This is a genomic window from Kitasatospora sp. NPDC022856, from assembly GCF_055561235.1.
The window spans coordinates 91,249-104,389 of sequence record NZ_JBVHHE010000024.1 but is presented as its reverse complement, the minus strand read 5'-3'; the positions used below and the strand labels follow the sequence as shown (position 1 = coordinate 104,389).

Here is a 13,141-nt window from a genome sequence, read left to right as displayed (position 1 = left end):
CCGGTGGTCGAGTCCGCGGGCGGTCGCCGGCTGCGGATCGCGCACACCGTCTCGTTCTCCTTCGACATGTCCTGGGAGGAACTGCTCTGGCTGGTGGAGGGCCACGAGGTCCACGTCCTGGACGAGGCCCTGCGCCGCGACGCCGAGGCGCTCTCCGCGTACTGCGCCGAGTACGCCATAGACGTCATCAACGTGACGCCGTCCTACGCCCAGGCGCTCGTCGACCGGGGCCTGCTGGACGAGGACCGGCACCGTCCGGTGCTGGTGCTGCTGGGTGGTGAGGCGGTGGCGGAGACGCTCTGGACCAGGCTGCGCGAGACGCCGGGCGTCATGGGCTACAACTTGTACGGGCCGACCGAGTACACCATCAACACCCTCGGTGGTGGGACGCTGGACTCGGCGACCGCGACGGTGGGCCGGCCGATCTGGAACACCCGGGCGTACGTCCTGGACGCCTGTCTGCGGCCGGTTCCGGTGGGTGTGGCGGGCGAGCTGTACGTGTCGGGTGTGGGTCTGGCGCGGGGTTACCTCAACCGGGCGGGGCTGACGGCGGAGCGTTTCGTCGCGGACCCGTTCGGCGCGCCGGGGGCCCGGATGTACCGCACCGGTGATGTGGTGCGCTGGCGTCAGGACGGGTTGCTGGACTTCCTCGGCCGTGCCGACGACCAGGTGAAGATCCGCGGCTACCGGGTCGAGCCGGGCGAGATCGAGGACGCCATCGCCCTGGACCCGGCCGTGGCCCAGGCCGCCGTGCTGGTCCGCGAGGACACCCCCGGCGTCAAGCGCCTGGTCGCCTACCTGGTGCCGGGTGAGGGTACCCTTATCGAGGCCGCCGCGGTCCGGCGTATGCTGGCCGCCCGGCTGCCCGAGTACATGGTGCCGTCGGCGTTCGTGGTGCTGGACGAGCTGCCGCTGACCGTCAACGGCAAGCTCGACCGCAAGGCCCTCCCCGCGCCCAGCGCCACCGACTTCACCGCGTCGGGACCGCTGCGCGGACCGAGGTACCCGAGCGAGCAGGCCGTGCACGCGGCGTTCACCGACGTGCTGGGCCTGCCCGCACTCGGGATCGACGAGAACTTCTTCGACCTCGGCGGCCACTCGCTGCTCGCGATGTCGCTGCTCCAGCGGATCCGGGCGGAGTTCGCCGGTGACTTCGGCCTCGCCGACCTGCTGGCCCGGCCGACCGTGGCGGCGCTCGCCGAGTTCCTCGTCGACCGTCTCGTCACGGCCTCGCTCGGCGAGGAGCCTGAGAGCAGGCCGGCCTGTTCCGGCTGACCGCCCGTCCACCGACCACTACCCCCAAGGAGACGACATGAGCGCCACCAACCCGTTCGAGGACGACGACGCCCGTTACTTCGTGCTCGTCAACGCGGAGAACCAGCACTCCCTCTGGCCCGCCTTCGCCGAGATCCCGGCCGGCTGGACGGTCGTGCACGGCGAGGACAGCCGTGAGGCGTGCACCGCCTACGTGGACGCCAACTGGACGGACATGCGCCCGGCCGGCCTGGTCGCCCGTACGGCCGCCGCCGGCGTCTGACCCACCACAGGGGGGACGGCCCGACCGGCCGTCCCCCCGCCCCGTATTCGAATCAGTGACCAGACGGGCGAGCGATCGAGTGAGCGATGTGAGCAACCGACAGACGGAACCCGCCGCGGGGCCCCAGGACGGCCTGACGGCCGAGGAACTCGCGGACGAGGACCTGGCGCCCGGAGCACTCTCCCCGGAGCGCCGCCGTCGGGCCCGCGCCCTGCTGCGAAGCTCCCTGCGGCCCCACCGGGCCACGGTGGCCGCGGCGATGGTGGCGGCGGCGATCCGCCAGATCGCCCTCCTGGCCGTGCCGTGGTGCGTCAGCCAGGCCCTGGACGAGGGCATCAAGCCCGGCGACGACGGGGCCCTGTTGCTCTGGTCCGGCGCCGCCGCCGGCGCCGCCGCGGTCCAGTTCGTCGGCCTCTACGGCTGGCAGTACTGGGCCGGCTACGCCGATGCCAAGGTGGGCGCCGACCTGAGGGGCCGACTGCTGCGCCACCTCTCCGGCCTGGACCGGGCCGCGCTCGCCTCGCGCGGGCACGGCGACCTCGCCATGCGCGCGACCCGCGACACCGACCTGGTCCGCGAGTGGGTGCACGGCCTGGCCGTCTGGGTGGTGCTGGCCACCACCTTCGTGGTCCTGCTGCCCGCCCTCGCCGCCCTCGACCTGACCCTGCTGCTGGTCACCCTGGCGACCCTGCCGTTCCTGGTCTGGGTCAACCTCCACTTCCCCAAGCGGTTCGCCGCCGCCAGCGGTGAGCTCTCCCGGGCCCACAGCGAACGCGCCGACGCCGTCGCCGACCTGCTCCAGGTGGGCACCGGCCTGCGCGGCACCGGCGGCCACCGGCCCCTGGTCGACCGCCACCACACCGCCAGCGCCGACGTCACCGACCGGACCGTCGTCGCCGCCCGGGTGGAGGCCGGCTGGGCGGCCGTGGCGCCGTTCGTCCCCCGGCTCGCCGTCGCGGCCGGCGTCGGCATCGGCGGCCTGGCCGTCCTCGACGAGCGGCTCTCCATCGGCGACCTGGTCGCCTACACCTCCTGGATGGCGATCATCACCCTCGCCACCCGGGTCCTGGTGGACCGTCTGCTGGAGCGCGGCCAGGCCGACGTCGCGGCCGCCCGGATCGACGAGGCCCTGTGCATCCGCCCGGTGGTCGCCGAACCCGCCTCCGACCGGGCGGTGGACCTGCCCGCCTCCGGCACCCTGGTGCTGGCCGGCGCCACCGCCGTCCGGGACGGCCGGACCGTGCTCGGCCCGGTCGACCTGGCGGTCGGGGACGGCGAGTTCGTCGCCCTGGAAGGCGCCACCGGCTCCGGCAAGAGCACCCTGCTGCGCCTTGCCGTCCGCCTCGACGACCCGGACGCCGGAACCGTCTCCTACGGCGGCGTCGACCTGCGCGACGTCCGGCTGGACGAGGTCCGGTCGCGGATCGCCTACGTGTCCCAGCGGCCGGTCCTGCTCTCCGGCACCGTCGCCGACAACCTCCGGCTCGGCCGCGAGTTCGACGACGCGGCGCTGCACGAGGCCTGCCGGACCGCCGGCATCCACGACCAGCTCACCGCGATGCCCGACGGCTACCTGACCGAGCTGGGCGAGGGCGGCACCGCCCTCTCCGGCGGCCAGGTCCAGCGGCTGGCCATCGCCCGCGCCCTGCTCGGCGACCCCCGGGTGCTGCTGCTGGACGACTCGACCTCCGCGCTGGACACCACGACCGAGAAGCTCGTGCTGGAACGGCTGCGCGGCTGGGCCGCCGGCCGCACGGTCGTCTTCGCCTCGCACCGCGGCGCCGTCCTGGAGGCCGCCGACCGGGTGGTCCGGCTGCGCTCCCAGGCGTCCGACGACACCGCCACGACGACCCCCGGCACCCCCGGAGCCGACCCGACCGGAAGGCCCGAGAGCGCCATGACTGCGACCACCGCGGAGGCGGCCCATGGCTGAGCAGCCCCTGCTCCAGGACGAGGCGGACCACCGGGGGGTGCTGCGCCGGGCGGCGCCGTACCTGCGCCCGCACCGGGCCCGGCTCGTCGTCGCGCTGCTGGTCGGCCTCGCCGACTCCGCCGCGCTGGTCGCCGTCGCCCCGCTGGTCGGCGTGGCCGCCTACGCGCTCGACCACGAGGACCGCGGCGGCCTCGGCCTGGCCGTCCTGCTGCTCGCCGTGTTCGCGGTCGGCCAGCTGGTGCTGGCCCGGGTCGGCGAACTGCTGCTGATCCAGGGCGGCGAGCAGGTCGTCCGCACCCTGCGCGAGCAGTGCGTGGAGAACCTGGCGACCGCGCCGCTGCGCTTCCTGGAGACCCACCGCAGCGGCGAGCTGCTGCGGCGCTCGACCGGTGAGGTCGCCGCGCTGGCCGCGTTCGTCCGGCTGCACCTGCGCAGCCTGGTCGCCTCGGTGGCGACCCTGGTCTTCACCCTGGTGATGCTGGCCTGGTACTCCTGGGTGCTGCTCCTCGTCCAGCTGGTCGTCTTCGTCCCGCTGACCCTGCTGGTCACCCGCTGGTTCCAGCGCGACGCCGGCGCGGCCTTCGGCGCCAAGGCCGGCGCGGAGGCCACCGTCGCGGCCACCTTCTCCGAGACCCTGACCGCCCGTGAGGCCCTCCAGACCTCGCGCGGCCTGGCCGGGTGGACGCGCCGCTTCGACGGCGAGAACACCCGGGCGGTGCACGCCGCCCGCCGGGCGCTGCGGGTGGAGAACCGGATCGACCTGGTGAGCCTGATCGAGGGTCTGGCCCTCGTGGTGCTGCTGCTGGTCGGCGGCTGGCTGGTCGTGCGGGGCACCCTGACCATCGACGCCGTGGTCGTCTTCGTGCTCGCCAGCCGCAACCTCTTCGACTCCTTCGCCGACCTCTCGCAGCTGGTCGGCGAGGTGCAGACGGCGCGCACCGGCCTGGCCCGGCTGCTGGACCTGCTGGCGGCGACCGCCCCCGCGGACCGCCCGAAGACGGCCGCCACCGCCCTGCCGGCCCGGGGCGACCTGCGCTGCGAGGGCGTCGAGTACGCCTACCGGGCGGGCGGCCGCACCCTGCACGGGATCAGCCTGGACTTCCCCGAGGGGAGCCGCACCGGGGTCGTCGGCGAGACCGGCTCCGGGAAGACCACGCTGTCCAAGCTGCTCTGCGGCCTCTACCGCCCGGACTCCGGCACCGTCAGCTTCGCCGGCACCGACCTCGCGGCCGTGCCCGAGGCGGAGCTGCGCCGCCGGATCGTGCTGGTGCCGCAGGAGGTGCGGATGGTCACCGGCACGGTGGCCGAGAACCTGGCCCTGGTCCAGGGCGCACCGGACCGCGCGGCCATCGAGCGGACGGTCGACCAGCTGGGCCTGCGGGCCTGGCTCGCCGAACTGCCGGGCGGTCTGGACGCGGAGGTCGGGCTGCGCGGCGGCAACCTGTCGGCGGGGGAGCGGCAGATCCTCGGCCTGGTCCGCGCGGTGCTGGCCGACCCGGCCGTCCTGGTCCTCGACGAGGCGACGGCCGACATCGACCCGGCCACCGCGGCCCGGCTGGAGCACGCCCTGGACGAGCTGCGGGCGGACTGCACGCTGATCGTGATCGCGCACCGGCCGGCCACCATCGCGCGGCTGCCCCGCGTCGTCCGGCTGGACGGCGGCCACCTGGTCGGTGACGAACCGGCAGGTGGGCGGTCGATCGGGGCGACGCGACTGGTCTGACAATACGAGGTTAGGCTAACCTAATCGGAAGTGGGTGCTGGTGCCGCTCCCCGTTCACCGGGGGGCGGCTCCCGCGCCTCCCGGCCTGCGCACACCTCCCACCGGATTGGGCTGACCGATGACCACCGAAACCGCGCCGCCGCGCATGCGGATCGTTCGCCACCCGCTGAAGTACCGCCTGCTGGAAGTCCGGCGGGTCACCCGGGTCACGCCCGGCACGGTGCGGGTCACCTTCGGCGGTCCCGACCTCGAAGGTTTCTGCGAGCAGGCCCCGACCGACCACGTGAAGCTCTGCTTCGCCGAGGACGGGGCCGCCCTGCCGGTCGCGCCGGTGGTCGAGAACGACACCTGGATGGACGCCCCGGTCGAGCCGATCACCCGCGACTACACCGTGCGCCACTACCGGCGGGCCGAGCAGGAGCTCGACATCGACATGGTGCTGCACGGCAGCGGCGTCGGCTCCAGCTGGGCCGAGGCCGCCGAACCCGGCATGCGGCTGGGCGTCCTGGGCCCGCGCGGGTCGGAGGAGATCCCCTTCGTCCACGACTGGTACCTGCTCGCGGCCGAGGAGACCGCCATCCCGGCGCTCGGCCGCTGGCTGGAGATGCTCCCCGCCGGCGTCAAGGTGATCGCCTTCGCCGAGGTGCCCGGGCCCGAGCACGAGCAGGTCTTCGAGACCGCCACCGACGCGACCGTCACCTGGCTGCACCGCGGCGACGCCCCGGCCGGCAGCACCGACCTGCTGGAGCGGGCCGTCCGCGCGGCGCAGCTGCCGCCCGGCCTGGGCTTCGCGTGGGTCGCGGGTGAGGCCAACGCGCTCAAGCCGATCCGCCGTCACCTGCGGGCGGAGCGCGGCCTGGACCGCCACCAGGTCGACGTGGACGGCTACTGGAAGCGTGGCGTCGCCAACCACGACCACCACGAGGGCGAGCACGAGCACGCATGACGACCGCCACTGTGCCGCGCGCCGCGGCTCCCGCCGCGGCCGGGGCGAAGACCACCCCGCCCGGGCGGATCGGCACCGGCCGGCGGCTGGCCTGGCTCCTCGGAGCACTGGTGCTGCTGGTTCTGCTCGCCCTCGCGGGCATCGCGATCGGCGCCCGTTACATCCCGCCCGGCCAGGTCCTGCACGTCCTGTTCCACCACGAGCCCACGTCCGAGGACTGGATCGTGGTGCACCACGCGCGGATCCCGCGCACGCTGCTCGGCATCGCCGTCGGCGCCGCCCTCGGGGTCGCCGGCGCGATGATGCAGGCGCTCACCCGCAACCCGCTGGCCGACCCCGGCCTGCTCGGCGTCAGCGGCGGCGCCGCCGCGGCCGTCGCGGCCGGGACGGCGCTGTTCGACCTGCGGAGCTTCCACTCCTACATCTGGTTCGCCCTGGCGGGCGCCGCCGTCGCGGCCCTGGTGGTGCAGATCCTCGGCGGCGGCGGCCGGGCCTCGGCGACCCCCGCGCGCCTCGCGCTGGCCGGAACCGCCGTCACCGCCGTGCTGACCGCCTTCGTCAACGGCCTGATCCTGCTCGATCCGCTGACCCTCAACCGGTTCCGGTTCTGGCAGGTCGGCACGCTGGCCGGCGTCGACTCCGCGGTGCTCGGCCAGGTGCTGCCGTTCCTGGCGGCCGGCGGAGCGCTCGCCCTGCTGCTCGGCCGTCCGCTGAACGCCCTCGCCCTCGGCGACGACGCCGGGCACGCGCTGGGCGCCCACCCGGCCCGGACCCGGGCGTTCAGCCTGGTCGCCGTCACGCTGCTGTGCGGCGCCGCCACCGCGGCGGTCGGCCCGATCGCCTTCGTCGGCCTGGCCGTTCCGCACCTCGCCCGCCACGTCTGCGGCCCCGACCAGCGCTGGATCATGCTGCTCTCGGCGGTCCTGGCCCCGGTGCTGCTGGTCGGCGCGGACATCCTCGGCCGGGTGCTCCTGCACCCGGCGGAGCTCCAGGCCGGCGTGGTCACCGCCTTCATCGGCGCGCCGCTCTTCATCGCCCTCGTCCGCGGCCGAAGGATCGCCCGACTGTGAACAGCCCCCTGACGGTCCCCCGGCCCGCCCCACCCGTCGTGACCGGGCCGGACGGGCCCGCCGCCCGGCCCCCCGTCCCGCTGCGCGCGCTGCGGCTGCCCGGCGGGCGCTCGCTGCGCTGGCACCGGCGGGCGACGGTGGTCGGCGGGCTGCTGGTGCTCGCGCTGCTCGGCGTCTGCGCCTGGCTGCTGACGGCCGGTGACTACCCGCTGCCGGTCTCCGACGTGATCGACGTGCTCACCGGCGGCGGCGTCCGCGCGGACCGCTACATCGTCATGGAGGTGCGGCTGCCGCGGCTGCTGACCGCCCTGCTGGTGGGCGCCGCGCTCGGTCTGGCCGGCGCGCTCTTCCAGACGCTCGCCCGCAACCCGCTGGGCAGCCCGGACGTCATCGGCTTCACGGTCGGCTCGGCCACCGGGGCGCTGGCGGTCATCCTGGTGATCGGCGGCAGCGCCGCCACCGTCGCCTTCGGCGCCGTGGTGGGCGGGCTGGTCACCGCGTTCCTGGTCTACCTGCTGGCCCGGCGCGGCGGCACCCAGGGCTACCGGCTGGTGCTGGTCGGCATCGGGGTCAGCTCGCTGCTCTCCTCGCTCAACGCCTACCTGATCGCCCGGGTCTCGTTCAGCGACGCGCAGAGCGCGGCGGTCTGGCTGACCGGCAGCCTCAACGCGCGGGGCTGGGAGCACTGCGGGCCGATGGCGCTCGCGCTGGCCGTCCTGCTGCCGGCGGCGGTGCTGCTCGGCCGCCCGCTGCGGATGCTGGAGATGGGCGACGACGCGGCCTCCTCGCTCGGGGTGCGCACCGAGCGGGTGCGGATCTGGCTGGTGCTGATCGGCGTCGCGCTGACGGCCGCCGCCACCGCCGCGGCCGGCCCGGTCCCGTTCGTGGCGCTGATCGCCCCGCAGGCCGTCCGCCGGCTGACCCGGGCCACCGGCCCCAACCTGGTGGGCTCCGCGCTGCTGGGCGCGGTGCTGCTGGCCGTCAGCGACCTGGCGGCGCAGCGCCTGCTCGCCCCCACCCAGCTGCCGGTCGGTGTGTTCACCGGCGTGGTGGGCGGCTGCTACCTGGTCTGGCTGATCGCCGGTCAGTGGCGGGCCTCGCGCGGCTGACCCCGTACAGCCGAAGTCCCCGGGTCCGATCACGGGCCCGGGGACTTCGGCTGTACGGCGGCGGTCTCAGCCCTCCAGCGTCCTGAGGAAGACCAGGGAGCGGCGGGCCGGGTCCAGCCGGTCGGCCCAGGCCCGCGGCGCGAGCGCGGCCGGGATCTCCTCGAAGCCGTAACGGCGGAAGAGCGCTCCGCCGCCGGTGCTGGCGGTGACGAGGGTGCGCACCCCGTGCCGCCCGGCCTCGTCCAGCAGGGCGTCCAGGAGCTGCGAGCCGAGGCCCGCGCCGCGCAGGCCCTCGCGGACGCAGAAGTTGTGCACCAGCCCCGGGGCGGGGTGGGCCGGGAGCTCGGGGGCGAGCAGTCGCAGTGCCACGCAGCCGTCCGGTCCGGACGGGCCGTCGACCAGGAGGAAGCGGTCCTCCGGCGAGCGGTAGTCGGCCGGCCGGCGGCGGCGCAGCTCACCCGAGACCATGGACGGCTCGGAGAGCGCGAAGAGCGCCGCCGCGTCGGCCGCCGTCGCCCGCCGTACCGGCAGGGTTCCGGTACCGGTGCGGCTCACCTGGTCCTCGACCGGTGTCCGGGTGCCATCGGGACCACCAGCGGGGTACCGGTCTGCGGGTCCTCGATCACCTGGCAGGGCAGGTCGAAGACCTTCTCGACCAGTTCGGCGGTGACGATCTCGCCGGGCGGGCCCTGGGCCACCACCGCGCCGTCCCGCATGGCGATCAGGTGACTGGCGTAGCGGGCGGCCTGGTTGAGGTCGTGGAGCACCGCGACGAGGGTGCGGTTCTGCTCCTCGTGCAGCCGGGCGCACAGGTCGAGGACCTCGACCTGGTGGGCGATGTCGAGGAAGGTGGTCGGCTCGTCGAGCAGCAGCAGCGGGGTCTGCTGGGCGATGGCCATCGCCAGCCAGACCCGCTGGCGCTGGCCGCCGGAGAGCTCGTCGACGAAGCGGGCGGCGAGGGTGTCGACGTTGGTGGCGGCCATCGACTCCGCGACCACCCGGTCGTCCTCCCTGGACCACTGCCGGAACAGCCCCTGGTGCGGGTAGCGCCCGCGGGAGACCAGGTCGGCCACGGTGATGCCGTCGGGCGCGGTGGAGCTCTGCGGGAGCAGGCCCAGCCGGCGGGCGAGTTCCTTCGAGGGCAGCGCGCTGATCTGCTCGCCGTCCAGCAGGACCCGGCCGGCGGCCGGCTTGAGCAGCCTGGCGAACGCCCGCAGCAGGGTGGACTTGCCGCAGGCGTTGGGGCCGACGATGACGGTGAAGGAGCCGTCCGGCACGCCGATCGACAGGTCGGTCGCGATGGCGCGGTCGCCGTAGCGCAGCGTCACGTGGTCGGCGTAGAGCCGCCCGGACTCCTCGGGCGCGGTCACGAGGCCTCCAGGAGCTGGTCGGTGGTCAGCACGACGGCGCACTTCTCGGCGGCCCAGCGCAGGCCCTCCAGGTGCTTCTCGGCGGAGAAGTCGGCGGTGGCGTCGGCCACCACGAAGGCCTGGATGTCGCGGCTCCAGGCGTCGGCCGCCGTCATCAGCACGCCGATGTGGGCGTAGACGCCGACCAGCACCAGTTGGTCGCGGCCGGACCGGGCCAGGATGTCGGCCAGTTCGGTGCGGGCGAAGGCGCTGTACTTCCACTTGAGCAGCAGGGTGTCGCCCTCGGCCGGGGCGACCGCCTCCGGGACGGCCTGCGCCCACGCGTCGGCGGGCAATCCGGGCCCCCAGAAGTCCAGTTGGAGGCCGCGCTGCTCGGGGGTCTGCCCACCGCGCTGGTGCGAGTAGACGACGGGCACGCCGTTCCCGCGGGCGTACTCCAGGACCTGGGCGGTCCGGGCGAGGGCCGGGGCCAGCGGCGGGCCCTCGGCGGGGAACGCGGACAGGAAGTAGTTCTGCAGGTCGTGGACGAGAAGGACGGCCCGGGCGGGGTCGACCCGCCACGGGACCTTGGGCGCGGGGAGCTGGTCGACCCGCGGGGGATCGTACGGGGCGATGGTGGGCAGAGGCATGGTGTCTGGACTTGCTCTCTTCCGGGGCGGAGCGTCAGGAGGTGGTGGTGCGGAGGTCCTTCTTGCTGACCTTGCCGATGCCGGTCTGCGGGAACTCGGTCACGAACTCGACCAGGTCGGGCACCTTGTAGTCGGCCAGGCCGCGGGCGCGCACGAAGGCCTTCAGCTCGACGACGCGCGGGCGGGGCGCCTCGGGGCGCAGGATCACGTAGGCCCGGCTGCGTTCGCCGAGGTGCTCGTCGGGCACGGCGACCACGGACACGTCGTGGACGGCCGGGTGGGCGAGCAGCACGTTCTCGACCTCCTCGGCGGCGACCTTCTCGCCGCCCCGGTTGATCTGGTCCTTGGCCCGGCCCTCGACCACCAGGTGGCCGGTGGCGGTCCGGCGGACCAGGTCGCCGGTGCGGTAGAAGCCGTCCCCGGTGAAGGCGGTGGCGTTGTGCCCGGGCGCGTTCCAGTAGCCGCGGATGGTGTACGGGCCGCGGGTGAGCAGGTGGCCGGTGGCGCCGTCGGGCAGGTCGCGGTCCTCGTCGTCGACCACCCGCACCTCGTCGGCGGGGGAGATCGGACGGCCCTGGGTGGTCAGCACGGTGTCCTGCGGGTCCTCGGGCCGGGTGTAGTTCACCAGGCCCTCGGCCATGCCGAAGACCTGCTGGAGGGCGCAGCCGAGCGCGGGACCGAGCCGGCGGGCGGCCTCCTCGCTGAGCTTGGCCCCGCCCACCTGGAGCAGGCGCAGACTGGAGAGGTCCCGGCCGGCGCCGGGCGCCGCGTTGGCCCAGGCGAGGGCGAGCGGCGGGACGACGCCGGTCAGCGTGACCCGCTCGCTCTCGATCAGCGCCAGCGCGGTGGCCGGGCTGGGCTCGGGGGCGAGGACCACCCTGCCGCCGGCGTGGAAGACGCCGAGGCTGCCGGGGGAGCTGAGCGGGAAGTTGTGCGCGGCGGGCAGCGCGCAGAGGTAGACGGTCTCCGCGCTCAGCTCGCAGATCGCGGCGGACTCGCGGACGCTGTACAGGTAGTCGAAGTGGTAGCGGGGGATCAGCTTGGGCAGGCCGGTGCTGCCGCCGGAGAGCTGGAGGAAGGCCAGGTCGGTGGCGGCGGGAGGGTCCTGGACCGGGGCGGGCTCGTCGGCGCGCAGGTCGTCCAGCGAGGTGTAGGGCCCCGGGTCGCCGGCCACGAAGACCTCGGCGAGGGCGGGCACCGCGGCGGTGACCCGGCCGGCCATCTCCCGGTAGTCGAAGCCGGCGTGCCGGTCGGCCACGATCAGCGCGCGGGCCCCGGCGAACTCGCAGAAGTAGGAGATCTCGGCGTGCCGGTGGGCGGGCAGCGCCATCACCGGCACCACCCCGGCGCGCAGCGCGCCGATGAACACCTCGTAGAACTCGGCCACGTTGGGGAGCTGGAGGACGATCCGCTCGCCCCGGCGGATGCCCCGGGCCAGCAGCCCGGTGGCCATCCGGTCGGCCCGCCGGTCGAGTTCGGCGTAGCTCCACCGACGCTCCCCGTCGACGACCGCGATCTGCCCCGGCCGCTCGGCGGCGTGCCGGCGGACCATCTCGTCGAGCAGTTCGTCGGTCCAGTAGCCGGCCGCCCGGTAGCGGCGGACGTACTCCTCGGGCCAGTCGGTCACTTGTCGTCTCCCAGTCCGGCGGCGTGGAGAAAGGTGCGGAACTTCGCGCTGGTCTCGGCGAGTTCGTGCTCCGGCACGGAGCCCGAGACGACGCCGGCGCCGGCGAACAGCCGCAGGCCGTCCCCGTCGGCCTCCGCGCAGCGGAGCGTGACGACCCATTCGCCGTCGCCGTCGGCGTCCCCCCAGCCGACCACCCCGGTGTAGAACCCGCGGTCGAAGGGCTCCAGCGTACCGATCAGCGCGCGGGCCCGGTCGGTCGGCGTCCCGCAGACCGCCGGCGTGGGGTGCAGGTCGAGCGCGAGGTCGAGCGCGCTGGTGGCGGGGTCGCGCAGGGTGCCGGTGACGACCGTGGACAGGTGCCACATCGCGGCGGTGCGGATCACCGACGGCCGCTCGGGCACGACCAGGTCGTAGCAGTGGGGTTCGAGCGCGCGCCGGACGGCGTCCACCACGAAGGCGTGCTCCGCGAGGTCCTTCGGGGACTCCAGCAGGGCGGCGGCGCGCCGCCGGTCCTCGACCGGGTCGTCGCTGCGCGCGGCCGAGCCGGCCAGCGGGTTGGAGGTGACGGCGGTGCCGCGCCGGGAGACCAGCAGCTCGGGGCTGGCGCCGACCAGGGTCGCGCTGCCCTGGCCGGGGACGGCGAAGGTGTAGCCGTGCGGGTCACGGTGGATCAGCCGGCGGAGCATGGCCGGGAGGTCGGCGCCACCGGGGGTGGACAGCTCCAGGGTCCGGGCGAGGACGACCTTGCTGAGTTCGCCGTCCGCGGCGAGGATCCGGACGGCGTCGGCGACGGCGTCCCGGTAGCCCTCGGGGGCCGGGACGGCACGGCTGGTCCAGACCGGGCCGGTGCGGTCCTCGGGCGCGAGCCGCAGCAGCGGGTCGTCGTGGACCGGCTGGGCCCACTGGGTCCGGCCGGGTATGAAGAGCGCGGCCGGGCGGCCGGGGGCGAAGGGGACGGCGCCGACCACGAGCGGGTCGGGCCGCTCCGGGGTGCGCGCCTCCCGCAGCAGGCGGGTGGCCTCGGCGGGATCGGTGACGGCCGCCCGGCTGCCCGTGGCGAGCAGCGTCCCTCTCGGACCGGCGAAGAACGCCCGGTCGGGCCCCGGGCGGTAGGCGGCCAGCAGGGCACCGCCGACGCGGTGGTCCGCGGTGGTGCCGCCGGTCTCGTTCACTGTGGTCATGCTGCTCCGTTCGGAA

At 75.0% G+C, this 13,141-nt stretch carries 12 protein-coding genes; 7 read left to right on the top strand and 5 right to left on the bottom strand.

The window, feature by feature from the left end; translation table 11 throughout:
* The 7 genes from ACZ34W_RS27320 to ACZ34W_RS27290 all read left to right on the top strand — a co-directional run.
* Nucleotides 1-1,275: non-ribosomal peptide synthetase (locus ACZ34W_RS27320; RefSeq protein WP_465607833.1), on the top strand; the 1,275-nt coding region annotated here is incomplete at its 5' end.
* A gap of 37 nt (nucleotides 1,276-1,312) precedes the next feature.
* A complete protein-coding gene (locus tag ACZ34W_RS27315; RefSeq protein ID WP_329491520.1) occupies nucleotides 1,313-1,537 on the top strand; it encodes an MbtH family protein in 225 nt (74 codons plus the stop codon).
* An 88-nt stretch (nucleotides 1,538-1,625) separates the two neighbouring features.
* Entirely contained in the window at nucleotides 1,626-3,470 is a 1,845-nt protein-coding gene (locus tag ACZ34W_RS27310) for an ABC transporter ATP-binding protein (protein WP_465607831.1), read from the top strand.
* Nucleotides 3,463-5,193: an ABC transporter ATP-binding protein gene (locus ACZ34W_RS27305; protein WP_465607829.1), complete on the top strand. Its 1,731-nt coding sequence runs from the start codon at nucleotides 3,463-3,465 to the stop codon at nucleotides 5,191-5,193. The genes ACZ34W_RS27310 and ACZ34W_RS27305 overlap by 8 nt, the downstream gene beginning before the upstream one ends.
* Nucleotides 5,194-5,311: 118 nt before the next feature.
* Nucleotides 5,312-6,139, top strand: a complete 828-nt coding sequence (locus tag ACZ34W_RS27300; protein ID WP_465607827.1) for a siderophore-interacting protein — start codon at nucleotides 5,312-5,314, stop codon at nucleotides 6,137-6,139.
* A complete protein-coding gene (locus ACZ34W_RS27295; RefSeq protein ID WP_465607825.1) occupies nucleotides 6,136-7,209 on the top strand; it encodes a FecCD family ABC transporter permease in 1,074 nt (357 codons plus the stop codon). Before ACZ34W_RS27300 ends, ACZ34W_RS27295 begins: the two co-directional genes overlap by 4 nt.
* Nucleotides 7,206-8,318: a FecCD family ABC transporter permease gene (locus ACZ34W_RS27290; RefSeq protein WP_465607823.1), complete on the top strand. Its 1,113-nt coding sequence runs from the start codon at nucleotides 7,206-7,208 to the stop codon at nucleotides 8,316-8,318. Before ACZ34W_RS27295 ends, ACZ34W_RS27290 begins: the two co-directional genes overlap by 4 nt.
* A 66-nt stretch (nucleotides 8,319-8,384) precedes the next feature.
* On the opposite strand, the gene ACZ34W_RS27285 is transcribed toward ACZ34W_RS27290, so the two are convergent.
* The 5 genes from ACZ34W_RS27285 to ACZ34W_RS27265 are packed head-to-tail and all read right to left on the bottom strand — an operon-like array spanning nucleotide 8,385 to nucleotide 13,125.
* On the bottom strand, nucleotides 8,385-8,873 hold the full coding sequence (locus ACZ34W_RS27285) for a GNAT family N-acetyltransferase (protein ID WP_465607821.1): 489 nt from the start codon (nucleotides 8,871-8,873) through the stop codon (nucleotides 8,385-8,387).
* Nucleotides 8,870-9,688 carry an ABC transporter ATP-binding protein gene (locus tag ACZ34W_RS27280; protein WP_329491527.1) on the bottom strand — a complete coding sequence of 273 codons (819 nt, stop codon included), beginning with the start codon at nucleotides 9,686-9,688 and terminating at the stop codon, nucleotides 8,870-8,872. Before ACZ34W_RS27280 ends, ACZ34W_RS27285 begins: the two co-directional genes overlap by 4 nt.
* Nucleotides 9,685-10,317 carry an isochorismatase family protein gene (locus ACZ34W_RS27275; protein ID WP_465607819.1) on the bottom strand — a complete coding sequence of 211 codons (633 nt, stop codon included), beginning with the start codon at nucleotides 10,315-10,317 and terminating at the stop codon, nucleotides 9,685-9,687. Before ACZ34W_RS27275 ends, ACZ34W_RS27280 begins: the two co-directional genes overlap by 4 nt.
* Nucleotides 10,318-10,351: 34 nt before the next feature.
* The gene (locus ACZ34W_RS27270; RefSeq protein WP_465607817.1) at nucleotides 10,352-11,944 is read right to left on the bottom strand and encodes a (2,3-dihydroxybenzoyl)adenylate synthase; all 1,593 of its coding nucleotides are present in this window, start codon (nucleotides 11,942-11,944) and stop codon (nucleotides 10,352-10,354) included.
* Nucleotides 11,941-13,125 (bottom strand): isochorismate synthase, encoded by a 1,185-nt coding sequence (locus ACZ34W_RS27265; RefSeq protein ID WP_329491530.1) that lies wholly within the window; start codon nucleotides 13,123-13,125, stop codon nucleotides 11,941-11,943. Before ACZ34W_RS27265 ends, ACZ34W_RS27270 begins: the two co-directional genes overlap by 4 nt.
* Nucleotides 13,126-13,141: the final 16 nt, after the last annotated feature.